Source organism: Dactylosporangium sp. NPDC005572 (genome assembly GCF_040605515.1).
Taxonomy (GTDB): domain Bacteria; phylum Actinomycetota; class Actinomycetes; order Mycobacteriales; family Micromonosporaceae; genus Dactylosporangium.
Genome location: NZ_JBEXCY010000111.1, coordinates 22604 through 37275, shown reverse-complemented (window position 1 = coordinate 37275; position 14672 = coordinate 22604). Strand labels below are relative to the sequence as shown.

Genomic DNA, 14672 nt, shown 5'->3' with positions numbered 1-14672 from the left:
CCCTGCCCGCCGCGCTGGCCGCGGCCGTCACCGCCCACGGCGGCGCGATCCGCACCGCCAGCCCGGTCGCGGGCCTGGTCGTGGAGGACGGCGCGGTGCGCGGCGCCCGGCTCGCCGACGGCACCCAGCTCCCGGCGTCCACCGTGGTCTGCGCCGTCGACCCGGACACGGTCCTCGTCGACTGGCTCCCGCCCGGGCTGCGCCGCGCCGCGCGGCCCCGCCCGGACGGGTACGAGTCCAAGGTGGACGCCGTCGTCGCGGCGCCACCGGCCCTGCGGGCGCTGGCCGGCGTCGACGTCGAGCCGCACCTCGCGACCACCGTGGTCAGCCCGCCGCCGCAGGTCCTCGCCGCCGGCCCCGGCCCGGGGGTCACCGACCCGCCGATGTTCCTGTTGAACGTGCCGTCGGTGCGCGACCCGGCGATGTGCCCACCCGGCGGCGGGCACCTGCTGAGCCTCGAGGTGCTGTGGACGCCGTACGCCCTGCCCGGCGGCTGGGCCGGCTCGGACCAGCCGTGGCGGTGGCTGACCCGGCTCGCGTCGCTGGCCGAGCCGGGCTTCCTCGACGGCGTCGGCGCGTGGCGGGCCATGACGCCGGAGGACTACGAGCGGGACTTCGGCCTGGTCCGCGGCTGGGCACCGTCGTTCGCCGGCGGCCCGCTCAGCGCCCTGCTGGGCCGCCGTCCCGAGCTGACCCGCTACCGCACCGCGGTCCCCGGCCTCTACCTGACCGGCGCCGGCACGTTCCCCGGCGCGGGCGTATGGGGCGCCAGCGGCCGCAACACGGCCCACGCGGTGCTCGCCGACCGCCGCTAGCAATCCCCAGCCCCCACCGCCGGCCCCCCGCCCACCGCACCCCGCCCACCGCCCACGGCGCCCGCCCGCGACACGCGCCCACCGCGCCCGCCCATTGCGCACGGCCGCGGGCGGGCGCGGAGCGTGGGGGCGCGGCGACGTCAGGCGGGTGGGAGTTTGCCCGGGTTGAGCAGGCCGTCCGGGTCGAAGCGGCGGGCCGCCGCCCGGACCCCGTCGAGCCGGTCGTGGTGCAGCACCCAGGTGTGCGGGTCGTCGACGTCCACCTCGACGGCCGCGAGGGCGTCCATCCCGGCGTACAGCGACGGCGTGTCGACGAACCGGGTGAACAGCATCCCGACCCAGGTCCGGGACCCGCCGATGTCGAAGCCCTCCAGGTGCACCAGCGAGTCGGGGACCGTCGCGGCGACCTCGGCGCGGCGGTGCACCAGGCCGCGGCCCATGCACTGCAGGTGGGTCAGCTCCGGGCGGAGCTTGCGCACCCGGTGGGTGACGTGGTTGTACGACAGGGAGGCCAGCAGCGCCGGCCCGTTGGCCCGCACGTCGGTCACGGTGCCGCCGTGCCCGGCGACGATCCGCCCGGCGGCCTCGACGCTGTCGACGGACACGATCGCCCGCAGCGACACCGCGCCAGGAGGCATCGCCCGGTCGGCGGGCCGGTAGGTCTCGGTGATGCCGGGCTCGTCGAGCGACACCAGCCGCGGGGTCGGCGCCAGCTCGAAGAGCGCCTCGCCGGCGGCCGCGGCCCGCTCGAGAGTGTCGAACGCGGCGAACAGCGCCGTCCACGGCACCGCCGGGCGCAGCGCCACGGTCGCCCCCGCGATGACCCCGCTGACACCGAACGCGTGCGCCATCGCCGTGTTCTCCGGATACGGTACCGAGTGCAGCCGCGGCTCGTCGGTGCACGCGGCCACCCGCAGCTCGTGCAGGTAGCCGGTCCAGATCGCGCCGTTGGCGAGCGAGCCGGTGCCGCCGGAGCCGCCGGCGATGAACCCGCCGAGCGTGCTGCCGACCGTCGAGGGCAGGATCGCGAGCTCCTGGCCTCTGACCCGGGCCGCCTTCTCCAGCGCCACGAACGACGCGCCCGCGTCGGCGCTGACCGCCCCGTCGGTCACCGCGTGGATCGTGGTGGCGCGGCTGGTGTCGAGGACCATCCCGCCGTACAGCGGAATCCCCTGGCCGTAGTTGCCGGTGCCCTGCCCGCGCGGGGTGACCGGGACCCGGCGGCGGTGGGCCAGCGCGACGGCGAGGGCGATGCCGGCGGCGTCGCGCGGGAACACCACGACGTCGGCGACCCCGCCCGGCAGCAGCGGGGCGAGGACCGGGCTCATGTGCGCCCAGTCGGTCGAGGCGGACAGCCGGCCGGCGTGGTCACGGCGGACCGCCGCGGCGCCGAACGCCTCGACGAGGTCGTCGGTCAGCTTGTCGACGGTGGCCGGCGGCAGCGGGTGCGCGTTGCCGGGCAACCGGGCCGGCTCCCGGACCGGTTCGCTGACCGGCCCGCCGGCCGGCCCCCGGCCGGGAGCGCGGTGGCTCCCGGCCGGTGCGGTGGCGTCGGTCATTTCAGCCCGATGGACGGGTCGATGAACTCGTTGGTGGCCAGGTCGGCCGCCTTCACGTCGGCTTTCATCTCCTTGTTCTGCGCGGCGAAGATGGGCTTGGTGATGTCGATGAGCGAGGACAGCCGGGTCTCGTCGAAGTTGCCGATGGTGGCGTCCTTGCCGTTGCCGACGATGCCGAGCGCCTTCATCTGCTTGACGCAGTTGTCGGCGACACCCTGGCTGTAGGTCCAGCCGTTGTTGTACTTCTCGACCAGCTCCAGGATCAGCTTGTTCGTGGATGCGGGGTCGTTCATGAAGTCGACCTGGGCCTGCTGCATGATCGGCACCAGCTTCTTCAGGCAGGGCGCCAGCTTCTCCTTCTCGCCGGTGCGGATGGCCAGCATCTGCTGGTAGAAGTCGTAGCCGGCGTCGGCGATGAGCTGGTACTTGACCGGCTTGCCCCACGCCTTGATCTCGTGCTCGTAGATGTAGGGCTCGGCGGTGGCGAAGCCCTGCTGGGCGACCTTGCCGGCGCTGGCGACGAAGTTGGCCGGCGCACCGTCGTAGGAGCCGTCGACCTGGGCCTTCTTCAGGATGCCCTTGCCGGTGAGGTAGTCCATGTAGGCAGCGCCCTGGAAGTACAACACCTTGGTGTCCGTCTTGCCGATGTCGGCGATGCTCTGCCAGTCGGGGTGGGCGTCCGGCGCCCACATGATGATCTGCGGGCTCTTCTCCATGCCCGCGAACACGCCCAGGGTCGGCTGGGTCTTGGAGAACGCGATCGCGTCGTCGCTGCCGCCGTAGCCGAGGGTGATGGAGGTGTCGGCGTACATCTGGGCGGCGACGTTCTGGAAGCCGATCGCCGGGCCGCCGGCCCGGATCTCGATGTCGACGCCGGTGTCGGTGCCGTCCTTGGCGACGAGCGCGCCGCTGACCCGCTTCTTGTCGGCGTCGATCTTCGCGCCGGGGCCGACGAGCTTGTAGGTGCCGCCGTGCTCGCTTTCGGGGTTCCAGTCGGTCTGCACGACGATCGTCGACGGGCAGACGCTGGCCAGGTCGTAGGCGGAGCCGGCCGAGGCCGACGGGCCGGCGGAGGCTCCGGTGTCGGCTCCGTCGTCGGCGGCGCACCCGGCGAGCGCGACCGCGGTGAGGGTGGTGGTGAGGAGGGCTGTCCACTTCGAACGGTGCATACATGCTCCCTGGGGGTGGGTTCGAATCAGCCGCGGCTGGCCTGGTACCACTTGCCGACGACGCGCCGGCCGAGCCAGCCGAAGAACAGGAACACGGCGATGCCGAGCAGGCTGGCGAGGAAGACGGCCGCATACATCTGCTCGGACTGCAGGCGGGCGCGGTAGACGTCGATGAGGATGCCCAGGCCCGGCTCGCCCTGCTTGAAGAACAGGTCGCCGACGAGCGCGCCGATGACCGAAAGGCCGGCCGAGATGCGGAAACCGGCGAACATGGCCGGCAGGCTCGCCGGGAACATCAGCTTGACCAGCAGCGTGAGCCGCCCGGCGCCGTGCAGCCGGAACAGGTCGCGCAGCCCGGCGTCGGCCGACTGCAGGCCGAACAGGGTGTTCGCGATGATCGGGAACAGGGCGATGAGCACGCAGACGAGCAGCCGGCTGGAGAAGCCGAACCCGGTCCACTGGGCGATCAGCGGTACCAGGGCCAGGATCGGGATCGTCTGCAGGATCACGACCCAGGGGTAGACGGAGACCTCCAGCCAGTTCGCCTGGCTCATCAGCACCGCGGCCGACACGCCGATGACGATGGCGATCGCGAGGCCGAGCAGCGCCACCTCGGTGGTCAGCCACAGCCCGCGCAGGAGGGCCTGGAGGTTGCGCTGGTCGAGGAAGCCGACGTCGATGATCTCGTGCGGCGGCGGGAGCAGGAACCGGCGGGCCTCGTCCAGCACCAGGTAGGAGATGCTGTACCAGCCGGCGAGGATCAGCGCGAACACGCCGATCGGCGGCAGCACCCGCCACAGGCGCACCGGCCGGCGGCGGCGGGGTGGCGCGACGGTGGTCAGGGCGACCTTCTCGGCCTCGGTGATCGTGCTCATGCCTGCGCTCCCCGCAGGTGGCCGGAGATCTCGCCGCACAGCGCCGCGAACTGCGCGGTGAAGCGCAGCGACGGCTCGCGCGGGTAGTCGAACGGGATCTCGATGTCGGCGAGGATGCGGCCCGGCCGGCCCGACATGACCAGGACCCGGGTGGACAGGAACACCGCCTCCATCACCGAGTGGGTGATGAACAGCGCGGCGAAGCGCTGCAGCCGGAACAGGCTCAGCAGCTCGTCGTTGAGCCGCTCGCGGGTGATCTCGTCGAGCGCGCCGAACGGCTCGTCGAAGAGGAACAGCTCCGGCGACAGCGTCAGCGAGCGGGCGAGCGAGGCCCGCATGCGCATGCCGCCGGACAGCTCGTGCGGCATGTGCTTGTCGAAGCCGGTGAGCCCGACGAGCTCGAGGGCCTCGGCGGAGCGCCGGCGCCGCTCGGCCTTCGCCAGCCCGTGCAGCTCCGCGAGGAGCTCGACGTTGGCCCGCACGGTGCGCCAGGGCAGGAGGGTGGCGTCCTGGAAGACGTACCCGAGCCGGTCGGTGCCGACGTGAACCTGCCCGGCGCTGGCGGCGTCGAGGCCGCTGGCGATGCGCAGCAGGGTGCTCTTGCCGCAGCCGGACGGGCCGACGACGGAGACGAACTCGCCGGGTGCCACGGCGAAGTCGGCACCGACGAGGGCCGTGGTGCCGTCCTTGAAGGTCTTGTCGACGCGGTCGAACCGCAGTGCTGCTGTCGTCGCGAGTGTCACGGGGCGGTCAGCTCCCTTCGAGCGAGCGTTCTGGCGGTGCTGGGGCTTGCAGAGTCCGGGTGACGGTGATCCGGGCGACGAGCCGTCCGGCCCGCCAGACGAGCCGGTCCTGGTCGGCGGCGCCGAGCGCGGCGACCAGGTCCTCGCCGCGCAGGGCGACGAGGTCGGCGGGCGCGCCGGGCTCGACGGCGACGCCCGGCAGTCCGAGGGCGGCCCGCGGCGCCGCGGTCACGGACGCGACCGCGGCGGCCGGCAGCAGGTGCCCGGCGGTCACCATGAGCGCGGCGACCTCGAGCGGGTCGCCCCGCCCGACGGGGTGGAACGGGTCGCGCAGGTTGTCCCCGCCGGCCGCGACGAGCGCGCCCGCGGCCTGCAGCGGGCGCACGGCGGTCAGCCCGCGGGGCGGCCCGACGGGGTGGTCGCGCCCCTGGAGGTACAGGTTGGTCTGGGGCAGCGCGACGACGGCGACCCCGGCCGCGGCGACCAGCTCGGAGACCCGCTGCTGGACCGCGACCGGCTGCACGGCCAGGCTCACGCAGTGGCTGGCGGTGGCGCCGTGCGCGAACCCGGTGCGCAGCACCAGGTCGGCCAGGGTGGCGAGGGTCAGCTTGCCCGGGTCGAGGGTCTCGTCGGTGTGCAGGTCGATGGGCTTGCCGGCCTCCCCGGCGGCGTCGAGGCAGATGCCGACGGCCCGGTCCGGCGCCGGGTCGAGGTGCGGGCACCCGCCGGCGACGTCGGCGCCGTTGCGCAGCGCGTCGCGCAGGTTCGCCCCGCCCTGGCCGGCGAGGGGGTTGCCGACGAGCGCGACGAGCTGCACGTCGACGGTCCCGGCCCAGGCGGCCCGGACCTCGGTGAGTGCTTCGAGGGCCCGCATGCCCATGCTGGAGCCCACGTCGACGTGGCTGCGCACGGCGGTGGTGCCGTGCGCGAGCATCGTGCGCAGCGCCCGGTCGGCCCGGCGCGCGATGTCGGCCCTGGTGAACCCGCCGGCGGCGGCGTGCATCGCGTGGATCGCGCCGAGCAGGTCCCCGGCCGGGTTCTCGACCCGCGACGCGGTGAGCGCCTTGTCGAGGTGGGCGTGCGGCTCGACGAACGAGGGCAGCAGCACGTACCCGTCGAGGTCGACGTCGCCCGCCGCGCCCGGCCCGGGCGCAGCGATCGCCTCGATGGTCGCGCCGGCGAGCCCGACGTCGCACCGCCGCCCGTCGGCGAGGGTCGCGTTGCGCAGCCAGACGGTGCTCATGAGCGCAGCTCCCGCCCGATGACGGCCAGGTCGCGGGCCATCGCGAGGCTGTTGCCCGCGCGGCTGCCACCGGACAGGTTGACGCCGTCGACCCCCGGGTGCGCGAGCACCTCCCGGGCGAGCCCGACGGCGGCGCCGATCCCGTCGACCCGCGACCGCTCCAGGTACCGGTGGGGAAGCCGGCCCGCGGCGAAGCCCGCGAGGACCCCGGCGGAGACGGCGTCGGTGGCGACCGGGACGCAGGCGAGCACGGTCCCGGCGAACCCCGCGGCGCGCAGCGCGTCGACGGCGCGATGGACCGGCCCGGCCCCGCCGCAGTGGTCGACGACGACCACGTCGGCACCGGCCGCGACCTTGGTGAGCAGCCGCGGCAGCCGCAGCGCCACCGGCGGCGCGGCCGGCGCGTGCGCCACCGACACGGGCAGCCCCGCGGCGCGGGCCAGGGCGACGAGCCCGGTGGAGTCGACGTCGAAGACGCCCGTCGCGTCGGGCCGGTGGCCGAGCGCCGGATGGTCCCCGGTCACGCAGTGCACGCCGGCGACCCCGGCGTCGGCGCACGCGGCGAGCTCGCCCTCCAGCGCGACCCGGTTCCGGTCGCGGCAGTTGATCCCCGGCCACGCGGCGAGCCCCTCACCGGCGAGGATCCGGGCCCGGTACGACGGCGGGAACTGCACGCGCTCGGCGCCGTGGTCCCCGAGCAGGAACGCGTCGGCGGCCCCGGCAAGGGTGCGCGCGGCGGCCCGCAGGCTCGCGGCGTCCAGCGGTGCGGCCGGCAGGTCGGTGAGGATGAAGGGCCTGGTCCCGGCCCGCGGGGTGGCGCGCCCGGCAGCGGCGGGCGCGGCGGGGAACGGCCACTCGCCGGTGTACGGGCACGACCCGAAGCCCGGCACCTCGCAGGCGCCGTCGTCCGCCACACCGGCGCACGGCCCGTGTGCCATGTGCTTGGGGCAGGCCGCCTGAGCAACCTCCCAGGCGGCCTGCGCAATGTTGGCCACAGCAACAATCTCGTGGTCAAGCCGACATCGGCGGTTTCGCCACTATGAACCTTGCGTTTCCGGACCCCGGCCGCGGCCGCCGCCGTTGTAGACGACGACGTCGGAGCGCTCGCCGTACTCGCGGAACGTGTCGAGGGCCTCGTCGCGCAGCACGTCGGTGCGCACGTCGACCCCGCGGGCGGCGAGCTGCTCCTTCCAGTCGGGCCGCATCGGGCCCTCGTCGAAGCCGGTGAGGTGCTCGACCTCGTCGCCCTCGCCGGCGATGACCAGCCGGGCGACGCCGGACCACAGCACGGCGCCGTAGCACATCGCGCACGGCCGCCAGTTGACCGCGAGCTCGACCGGCGGCCGGCCGGCGCCGCCGAGGTCCCAGGTGCCGGCGCCGGCCTGGGCCAGGCACAGGGCGACGACCTCGGCGTGCATCCCGGACAGGCCGCTGGCCAGCACCAGGTTCACGCCGACCGAGAGAACCTCGCCGGTGGCGGCGTCGCTGACGACGGCCGCGAACGGCCCGCCGGTGCCCTCGCGGTGGTTGCGGCGGGCCAGGCGGTGCGCGACGCGCATCCGGGCCTCGACGTCCGGCAGGGCCGGTTCGACCCGGGCGATCTCCTCGGCGACCCAGCCCGGCAGCCCGACGCCGAACCGGGTGGTGGTGAGCTCCATGCGGTACCCCCTCAGGCCGTGAAGAAGTGGCTCAGGCCCATCGCCCGCAGGCCGCGGCGGTAGGCCACGGAGCTGCGGTCGGCGGCGATGTTGACCTCGATGCGCGGGTCGAGCGGCAGGTTCTCCGGCTTCTGGACCTCCACGATGCGCCGGTCCTCCTCGAAGACCCGCAGGTTGAAGTCGAAGATCTCGCTCGCCGGCTGGTCGATGGCGAAGTCCTTGGCGATCGGCGCGAACATCCGCGTGCGCCGGGCCGAGACCGGGGTGGCGGCGTTCATGATGCACAGCCGCCCGCCGTCGGGGAAGTGCACGACGAGGGTCGCGGTGAACGGCAGGTGCAGCGCGAAGCGGCGCAGCCACCGGTACCCGTCGGGGGCGCGCAGCCCGGCGCCGTGCGGGTAGTTGGCGACCGTGGACCAGTAGTCGACGGTGAACCCGTCGGCGGTGGCGACCGGGTTGTACGGCGGGACGACCGGGTTGTCCGGGTCGCCGAACGTGCCCGGGTGCACGAACCCGAAGTGCGCCACGTCGAGGAACCCCTCGACCTGCCGGCCGGCGAACGCGGCGACGTCGAACGGCGGGCAGGTGACCCGCTGGAAGCCGTCCTCGTCCCAGCCGGGCAGCGGCGGCACGCCGTCGCCCTGCGGGTCGAGGCAGGTCCAGACGAGGCCGTACCGCTCGACGACCGGATACGTGCGCAGGTGCATGCGGGCGGGGATCTTCGCCGCGGGGTCGGCCGGGATCCCCACGCACGCGCCGCCGGCGCCGAAGCGCAGCCCGTGGTAGGCGCAGGCGATCGTGTCGCCGTCGCCGGTGCCGAGCGACAGCGGCACGCCCCGGTGCGGGCACAGGTCGTCGGCGACGACGATGCCGTCCGCGGTGCGGTACACGACCAGTGGCACGTCGAGCAGCGTCGCCGCGACCGGGGCGGCGCCGACGTCCTCGGCCCGGGCCAGGGCGTACCAGCCGCGGGCCAGGATCGCCCAGTCGGCGGTGTCGAAGGTGCAGTCCCGCGGCGGCGCGACCGCGGACGGTGTCGGGGTGATGGACATGGCACAGCTCCCGGAGGCGTGAACGGCAACCGGCCCGCATCCGCTCGGCGGACCGGGATCAGCGCGACGGCCGCGCGGCCGCCGGCGACGATGGTCAGCCGTGCGCGATCCGGCCCCGCGTCCACGCCGTGCGGTGCACCCGGCGGCGGGCATCCACGCCCAGCACATGTGCGACGGTCACGGCCCACCTCCCAGGGCCATGGTCGGACCGGCCCGTTTCACCCGCGTTACCGCGGCGTCGCGAGCCGGCGTCGAGCGACCGTGCGGGCTACCGTGCCCGGACGCTGTCGACGCGGCTGACGTGGACAGCGGTCCACGTCAGCGTCGACAGCAGGACCACCTCGCCGAGGTTGCCCAGCCACGGGGTGGAGACGCCGGCCGCGGCCGCGGCGAACATCGCCACCGCGCCGAGGAACTGCCAGTGTCAGGACGCCCGGCGCCAGATCGAGGCGCCCGCCACCACCAGGACCAGCATCGTCACCACGGCCGGGACCCGGGGGCCCGCGGCGCGGCGTCGGGTGCCCGCGAACCCGGATGCCAGCAGGAGCGCTGCGGCGAAGGCACCGTACAGCGCGGTGACCATCAGTGCTCCCGGAGCAGGCGGCCGGCGCCGTACACCTTGTCCTCGATGCCGTTGGACCGCAGCGCCATCCACCAGGTCGCGGCGTTGATGGCGATGACCGGCTTGCCCAGCCAGCGCTCGGCCTCGTCGGCCAGGCGGACCATCGACAGGTTCGTTCCACATTGAACCAGGGCGTCGACGTCCGGGCCGTTCACCTCGATCAGCGCGTTGCGCAGCTCGTCCTCGGTGACGTGGGCGATCGACACGGCCGTCGGGCACTTCAGGCCCTTGATCTTCACCACCTCGAAGCCGATCTCGGAGAAGAAGCGGACCACGTTCTCGTCGCCGACCGGCTGGTACGGGGTGACGACGCCGATGCGCCTGGCGCCGAACAGGTGCAGGGCCCGCTCGCAGGCCTCGGCGCCGGTCGCCACCGGCAGGCCGGTGATGCCGTTGATCTGGGCGACGAACTGCCGGTTGCCCTCGACGCCGCCCCAGAACGTCTCGGCCGACATGCCCATCACCATGGCGTCGGGCTCGCAGGTGAGCACCCGCTCGCAGGCGAAGCCGATCTCGTCGCGGATCTGGGTGAGCAGGCCCTCGAAGTTCTCGTCGCTGGACAGGTCCTGGTTGCGGATGTGGATGCGGGAGAAGTGGGAGGTCACGCCGGGCACCGCGAGGGCGGCGAAGTCCGGCTCGACGATCGTGTTGGTGGACGGCGCGATCACGCCGAACTTGCGCCGCCAGCCGAGCGCATCGGTCATGGTTGTTCCTTCGAAGAGGCAGCGCGGACCGTCAGCCAGGCGGCGACCAGCAGCGCCAGCTGCGCGGCGGTGTTCGTCGACTGCTCGATCCACTGGACGGTGAGGGTCTCGTGCTCGGGGTGGCTGCGCAGCGGCACCAGCGCCGTCACGAGGGCGAAGCTGAGGGCGAACAGCGCGATCGCGCCCCAGGCCCGCCGCCGGCCGGCGAGGATCGCGCCGAGCACGCTGAGCGCGGTCACGCCGGTGGTGGCCAGGAAGAACATCGGCCGCAGGCTGCCCACGGCCACGCAGCCGGCGACCGCCGCGGCGTAGGCGAGCGCGAACGGCCACCAGGGCACCGGGCGGCCGCCGCGCAGCGCGCCCGCCAGGGTCCGGACGAGCAGTGCCGCGCCCGCGGCCATGAGCGGGAACAGCGACGCCTCCAGCCACGGCAGGTCGACGTCGAAGCCGGCGACGAGCAGCTTCCACACCGACTTCGCGACACCGCCGGCGCCGATGAGCACGGCGCCGGCCCGGCCCCACCAGACGTGCGGGCCGAGGCCGGCGAGCAGCCAGAAGCCGGCCAGGGCGAGGAACGTCGGGACGAAGTCCTCGACGGCGAGGGCGACGGGGTAGTCGTGCGTCACGCGAACAGGTCCCGCTTGCGGAACGGTGCCGTGGCGAACCGGCCGAACGCCTTGGGGGTGGTGAGCCAGGCGACCCGGCCGCCGTTGGGGACGCCGGCGAGCACCCGCTCGGCGAGCCACGGGGTGACCGTCTCGACCCGGTCGGCCAGGATGTTGAAGACCTTCTTGACCCGGGCCAGCTCGTCGGGGGAGTAGTCGTGCGAGAGCAGGTCGGTGACGACCATGCCGGGGGAGAGGTGCGCGACGGTCACCGGGGAGTCCTTGCCGAGCTCCTTGGCGAGCGCGTCGGTGAGGTACGTGACGGCCCGCTTCGTCATGCCGTAGCCGGCGAGGCCGAGCGCCTTCTGGTTGCCCGAGCCGAAGCCCTCCATGTTCCACAGCGCGCCGTGGCCCTGGGCGCGCATCGCGCCGAGGACGACGGCGCACGCGTGGGCGAGGCCGCGGAGGTTGACGTCGACGACCGTGTCGAGCTCGTCCGGCGGCAGGTCCCACAGCGGCCGCCGGGCGGTGGTGACGCCGGCGTTGTTGATCCAGACGTCGACCTTCCCGAAGGCGTTCACCGCCTCGTCCCACACCCGGCGCACGTCGTCGCGGTCGGTGACGTCGGCCCGGACGGCCAGCAGCCGCTCCCGCGACACCGCGGCGGCCGACCGTCCGCAGTAGACGACCGCGCAGCCGCGGTCGGTGAACGCGCGCACCAGGCCGGCGCCGATGCCGCGGGTGCCGCCGGTGACCACGACGACGGTCACGACGGGCTCCACCGCAGCACGCCGTGGACGACCCCGGAGAGCGTCATGCCGGCGTGGACCCGGTAGGCGACGGCGAGCGTCGAGCCCGCGCTCATGCCCGGCGTGGCGTCGATCATGAACTCGCGGCTCGTGAGCCGCACGGCGGACCCGGCGACGTGCAGCGAGGCGTAGTTCGCCCGCCCGTAGGCGACGGCGTTGCCCCACGCGCCTGGCCCCTCGTAGAAGGAGCGGAACCCGTCGCGGCGCCAGTCGGCGTCGAAGGCCAGCTCGACGGCGCCCGACCAGGTCACCGTCAGGCGGGTGCGGAGCAGGTCCACCGGCGTGAGGGCGACCGCGACGTCGACCGGGCCGACCAGCTTCTGGTCGGCGCCCCAGTACGAGCACTCGCCGCGGTAGGCACCGGCCTGCTTGGTCGGCAGGATGAACGGCACCGGGCCGTTGCGGGTCTCCGCCGCCAGGTGCTCGGCCAGCGCTTCCGCGGCGAGGCCCCGGTGGTACACGCCGTTGAAGCAGCCGACCACCGACGGCCCCTGGTACAGCATCGAGGAGTACACCTGCGTGTCGCCGTCGCCGATGACCTGGTTCCAGGTGTTCAGCCCGACCTGCCAGCCCGGCCCGTAGTAGGCGGCGTCGACGAACGAGCCGTAGGGCTGGCCGGAGCCGTGGAAGTCGGGTCCGGTGTAGATCCGGTCCGCGTCCGAGTCGACGACGCCGAACGCGAACGGCGCCCCGAGCCGGAACCGGCCGGCGAGCGGGCCGCCGCCGTCGAGGCCGCCGTCCATGTAGTACGTCGTGACGCCGTCCTCGAACACCGACGAGCGCCGGATGTCCTCGTAGCCGCGCCACGTGCCGTCGGCGTCGAAGAGGCTGGGCCGGCCGACCCACTCGCCCGCGATGCGCTGCTGCCAACCGGAGGGCTCGCTCATGCCACCGGCCCGCCGATGAGGAGTTCGCGGATCTCATCCGAAGCCTCGGTACCGAGGAGGCGGGAAACCTGCGACCACACCGGGTCGACGTCGGGGCTGAACAGGTTGCCCCGCACGGCCGCGTCGCGAGCCGCGAGGTCGGTGTCGGCGAGCGAGCCGATGACGTCTGGCGGGAACCCTCCCAGCAGGCCGAGCCAGTGCTCCAGATAGGAGGAGACGATCGGGGTCATGCCCGCGAAGGCCTCCTCACTCGCCCGGTGCACCAGCATCCACGGCGACATGAGCGCGTGCTGCCGCGGGCTGATGTGCGCCCGGGTGAGCCCCTCCCGCTCCGCGGCGGACTCGTAGAGCGGGGTCAGCGGGTGGTACGCCGCGTCCATGTAGGACAGATGGGGCGAGAGCTCGGCCCGGGGGATCAGGTCCAGGTGGTACGCGTAGTACTCGCCGCCGTGCACCGAGTCGAGCGTGAAGTGCGGTACCGCCGAATCGGCAGCGGTGAAGGCGAACACCATGTGGCTGTCCAGGTGGATCATCGGCACGACCAGGCTGACGGTGATCACGCGGTCGACCACGCCGTCCCCCTGGAACACGCGCACCACGCCGACCGGGTCGGGCGTCATGGGGGAGCGCAGGGTCCGGTACGGCGCGCCCACCTCCTTGAGGGGCACGCGGTCCAGCAGCTGCTGGAGGGTGTGCTCCGCCAGCGCGGCGGGCAGCGACGGGCTCACGACGGCTCTCCTTCTTCTTCGGCGCGCTCCGCGCCGATGCGCTCGGCCTCGGCCACCGTGGGGTGCAGGCCCTTCGCCTTGTGCACCCAGGCGCGGGCCAGCTCGGGGTTCTCGCGACGGGCGGGCGACGGGATGACGGTCGCCTCGCGGCGCGGCACGTCGCCCATGATCCGGTCCTCCTCGCCGAGCAGCCAGCCCTGCTCCGCCAGCTCCTGCCGGCGGCGGCGGTAGTGCACGGCGATGAGGTCGCTCTTGACGTGCAGCTCCGCGCCCAGGTCGAAGGGCAGCAGCTCGGGCCGGACCCGGTCGACGACCGGCGCGTCCTGGCCGAAGATGCGGTGCACGCGCTGGATCGTGTTCCTGTCGGCCCAGTTGCCGGTGAAGAAGTCGCGCAGCGCGACCCACTTGACCAGCGTGGTCGTCTCGTCGATCGGGATGTTGGTGTCGTAGATGATCAGGTTGCCCAGCGGCAGCCGGACATGCAGCTTGATCATGTTCGGCAGCATCCAGCCGGCGGTGGTCGCCACCGGCGGGCGGTCCTTGAGGTCCCTGCCCCGGCGGCCGATCCGCGCCCACAGGCCCTTCGGCGCCGGGGGGTGCAGCCGCACCGTGGCGAACGCCGACCACTCGTCGGGGATCTCGAGCTCGTACTCCTCGACGTCGGGGCGCTCCGGGTTGCCGAACGCGCCCGCGTGGACGAACGGCGTGTGCGCGATGTCGCAGCCGTTCTCCAGGATCCGCTCGTAGTTGGACTTCCAGAGGTACTCGCCGGTGACCGCCTTGAACGAGCCGCCGTTCGCGACCAGGTCGTCGAACTCGGGCCACACCGGGATCGGCGGGCGCTCCGCCTCCGGGAGGTCGCCGAGGAAGACCCAGACGAAGCCGTACCGCTCGACGACCGGGTACGAGTCGACCCGGGCCTTCTTCGGGATGCCCCGGCCCGGCTGGTTCGCCGGGATCTTCGAGCAGGCGCCGTCGGGCTGGTACTCCCAGCCGTGGTACGGGCAGACGAGCGTGTCGCCCTTCGTCCAGCCGCCGGACAGCGCGGCGCCGCGGTGCACGCACAGGTCGGAGAGTGCGACCGGGCGGCCCTTCGGCGTGCGGTACAGCGCGAGCTCCTGGCCGAGGCAGGTGACCCGCACCGGCTTGGTGGTGACGCGCTCGGCGAACTCGACCGCGTACCAGAAGTTCTTCAACATGGCG

At 73.8% G+C, this 14672-nt stretch carries 17 protein-coding genes; 1 reads left to right on the top strand and 16 read right to left on the bottom strand.

Annotated elements, in window-relative coordinates; translation table 11 throughout:
* Nucleotides 1-815, top strand: an 815-nt coding sequence (locus ABZS66_RS38120) for an FAD-dependent oxidoreductase (RefSeq protein WP_354766494.1), incomplete at its 5' end; no start/stop codon positions are given.
* A gap of 140 nt (nucleotides 816-955) precedes the next feature.
* Here ABZS66_RS38120 and ABZS66_RS38115 read toward each other — a convergent pair.
* From ABZS66_RS38115 to ABZS66_RS38040, 16 genes are all read right to left on the bottom strand, one after another.
* Nucleotides 956-2374: an FAD-binding oxidoreductase gene (locus tag ABZS66_RS38115; RefSeq protein ID WP_354766492.1), complete on the bottom strand. Its 1419-nt coding sequence runs from the start codon at nucleotides 2372-2374 to the stop codon at nucleotides 956-958.
* A complete protein-coding gene (locus ABZS66_RS38110) occupies nucleotides 2371-3543 on the bottom strand; it encodes a hypothetical protein (RefSeq protein ID WP_354766490.1) in 1173 nt (390 codons plus the stop codon). Before ABZS66_RS38110 ends, ABZS66_RS38115 begins: the two co-directional genes overlap by 4 nt.
* Before the next feature lie 26 nt (nucleotides 3544-3569).
* On the bottom strand, nucleotides 3570-4418 hold the full coding sequence (locus ABZS66_RS38105; RefSeq protein WP_354766488.1) for an ABC transporter permease: 849 nt from the start codon (nucleotides 4416-4418) through the stop codon (nucleotides 3570-3572).
* Entirely contained in the window at nucleotides 4415-5161 is a 747-nt protein-coding gene (locus ABZS66_RS38100) for an ABC transporter ATP-binding protein (RefSeq protein ID WP_354766486.1), read from the bottom strand. Before ABZS66_RS38100 ends, ABZS66_RS38105 begins: the two co-directional genes overlap by 4 nt.
* 7 nt (nucleotides 5162-5168) lie before the next feature.
* Nucleotides 5169-6404 carry an amidohydrolase family protein gene (locus ABZS66_RS38095; protein WP_354766484.1) on the bottom strand — a complete coding sequence of 412 codons (1236 nt, stop codon included), beginning with the start codon at nucleotides 6402-6404 and terminating at the stop codon, nucleotides 5169-5171.
* Nucleotides 6401-7399, bottom strand: coding sequence for a hypothetical protein (locus ABZS66_RS38090; protein ID WP_354766483.1), 999 nt, complete (start codon nucleotides 7397-7399; stop codon nucleotides 6401-6403). The genes ABZS66_RS38095 and ABZS66_RS38090 overlap by 4 nt, the downstream gene beginning before the upstream one ends.
* A 42-nt stretch (nucleotides 7400-7441) precedes the next feature.
* Nucleotides 7442-8062: a nucleoside deaminase gene (locus ABZS66_RS38085; protein WP_354766481.1), complete on the bottom strand. Its 621-nt coding sequence runs from the start codon at nucleotides 8060-8062 to the stop codon at nucleotides 7442-7444.
* 11 nt (nucleotides 8063-8073) lie between these two features.
* Nucleotides 8074-9114, bottom strand: coding sequence for an aromatic ring-hydroxylating dioxygenase subunit alpha (locus ABZS66_RS38080; protein ID WP_354766479.1), 1041 nt, complete (start codon nucleotides 9112-9114; stop codon nucleotides 8074-8076).
* A gap of 268 nt (nucleotides 9115-9382) precedes the next feature.
* Nucleotides 9383-9517: a hypothetical protein gene (locus ABZS66_RS38075; RefSeq protein ID WP_354766477.1), complete on the bottom strand. Its 135-nt coding sequence runs from the start codon at nucleotides 9515-9517 to the stop codon at nucleotides 9383-9385.
* Between the two features lie 21 nt (nucleotides 9518-9538).
* Nucleotides 9539-9697, bottom strand: a complete 159-nt coding sequence (locus tag ABZS66_RS38070; protein WP_354766475.1) for a hypothetical protein — start codon at nucleotides 9695-9697, stop codon at nucleotides 9539-9541.
* Nucleotides 9697-10440, bottom strand: coding sequence for an arylmalonate decarboxylase (locus ABZS66_RS38065; protein WP_354766473.1), 744 nt, complete (start codon nucleotides 10438-10440; stop codon nucleotides 9697-9699). Before ABZS66_RS38065 ends, ABZS66_RS38070 begins: the two co-directional genes overlap by 1 nt.
* Entirely contained in the window at nucleotides 10437-11066 is a 630-nt protein-coding gene (locus ABZS66_RS38060; protein WP_354766472.1) for a hypothetical protein, read from the bottom strand. Before ABZS66_RS38060 ends, ABZS66_RS38065 begins: the two co-directional genes overlap by 4 nt.
* A complete protein-coding gene (locus ABZS66_RS38055) occupies nucleotides 11063-11815 on the bottom strand; it encodes an SDR family oxidoreductase (RefSeq protein ID WP_354766470.1) in 753 nt (250 codons plus the stop codon). Before ABZS66_RS38055 ends, ABZS66_RS38060 begins: the two co-directional genes overlap by 4 nt.
* Nucleotides 11812-12741 carry a hypothetical protein gene (locus tag ABZS66_RS38050; RefSeq protein WP_354766468.1) on the bottom strand — a complete coding sequence of 310 codons (930 nt, stop codon included), beginning with the start codon at nucleotides 12739-12741 and terminating at the stop codon, nucleotides 11812-11814. Before ABZS66_RS38050 ends, ABZS66_RS38055 begins: the two co-directional genes overlap by 4 nt.
* The gene (locus ABZS66_RS38045) at nucleotides 12738-13469 is read right to left on the bottom strand and encodes a hypothetical protein (protein ID WP_354766466.1); all 732 of its coding nucleotides are present in this window, start codon (nucleotides 13467-13469) and stop codon (nucleotides 12738-12740) included. The genes ABZS66_RS38050 and ABZS66_RS38045 overlap by 4 nt, the downstream gene beginning before the upstream one ends.
* A complete protein-coding gene (locus tag ABZS66_RS38040) occupies nucleotides 13466-14668 on the bottom strand; it encodes an aromatic ring-hydroxylating dioxygenase subunit alpha (protein ID WP_354766464.1) in 1203 nt (400 codons plus the stop codon). Before ABZS66_RS38040 ends, ABZS66_RS38045 begins: the two co-directional genes overlap by 4 nt.
* Nucleotides 14669-14672: the final 4 nt, after the last annotated feature.

What these genes read in the sequence shown, in the direction of transcription:
- ABZS66_RS38095 (WP_354766484.1), bottom strand. Translation starts at nt 6,404, where the DNA reads ATGAGCACCGTCTGGCTGCGCAACGCGACCCTCGCCGACGGGCGGCGG.
- ABZS66_RS38110 (WP_354766490.1), bottom strand. Translation starts at nt 3,543, where the DNA reads ATGCACCGTTCGAAGTGGACAGCCCTCCTCACCACCACCCTCACCGCG.
- ABZS66_RS38050 (WP_354766468.1), bottom strand. Translation starts at nt 12,741, where the DNA reads ATGAGCGAGCCCTCCGGTTGGCAGCAGCGCATCGCGGGCGAGTGGGTC.
- ABZS66_RS38085 (WP_354766481.1), bottom strand. Translation starts at nt 8,062, where the DNA reads ATGGAGCTCACCACCACCCGGTTCGGCGTCGGGCTGCCGGGCTGGGTC.
- ABZS66_RS38040 (WP_354766464.1), bottom strand. Translation starts at nt 14,668, where the DNA reads ATGTTGAAGAACTTCTGGTACGCGGTCGAGTTCGCCGAGCGCGTCACC.
- ABZS66_RS38070 (WP_354766475.1), bottom strand. Translation starts at nt 9,697, where the DNA reads ATGGTCACCGCGCTGTACGGTGCCTTCGCCGCAGCGCTCCTGCTGGCA.
- ABZS66_RS38065 (WP_354766473.1), bottom strand. Translation starts at nt 10,440, where the DNA reads ATGACCGATGCGCTCGGCTGGCGGCGCAAGTTCGGCGTGATCGCGCCG.
- ABZS66_RS38105 (WP_354766488.1), bottom strand. Translation starts at nt 4,418, where the DNA reads ATGAGCACGATCACCGAGGCCGAGAAGGTCGCCCTGACCACCGTCGCG.
- ABZS66_RS38115 (WP_354766492.1), bottom strand. Translation starts at nt 2,374, where the DNA reads ATGACCGACGCCACCGCACCGGCCGGGAGCCACCGCGCTCCCGGCCGG.
- ABZS66_RS38080 (WP_354766479.1), bottom strand. Translation starts at nt 9,114, where the DNA reads ATGTCCATCACCCCGACACCGTCCGCGGTCGCGCCGCCGCGGGACTGC.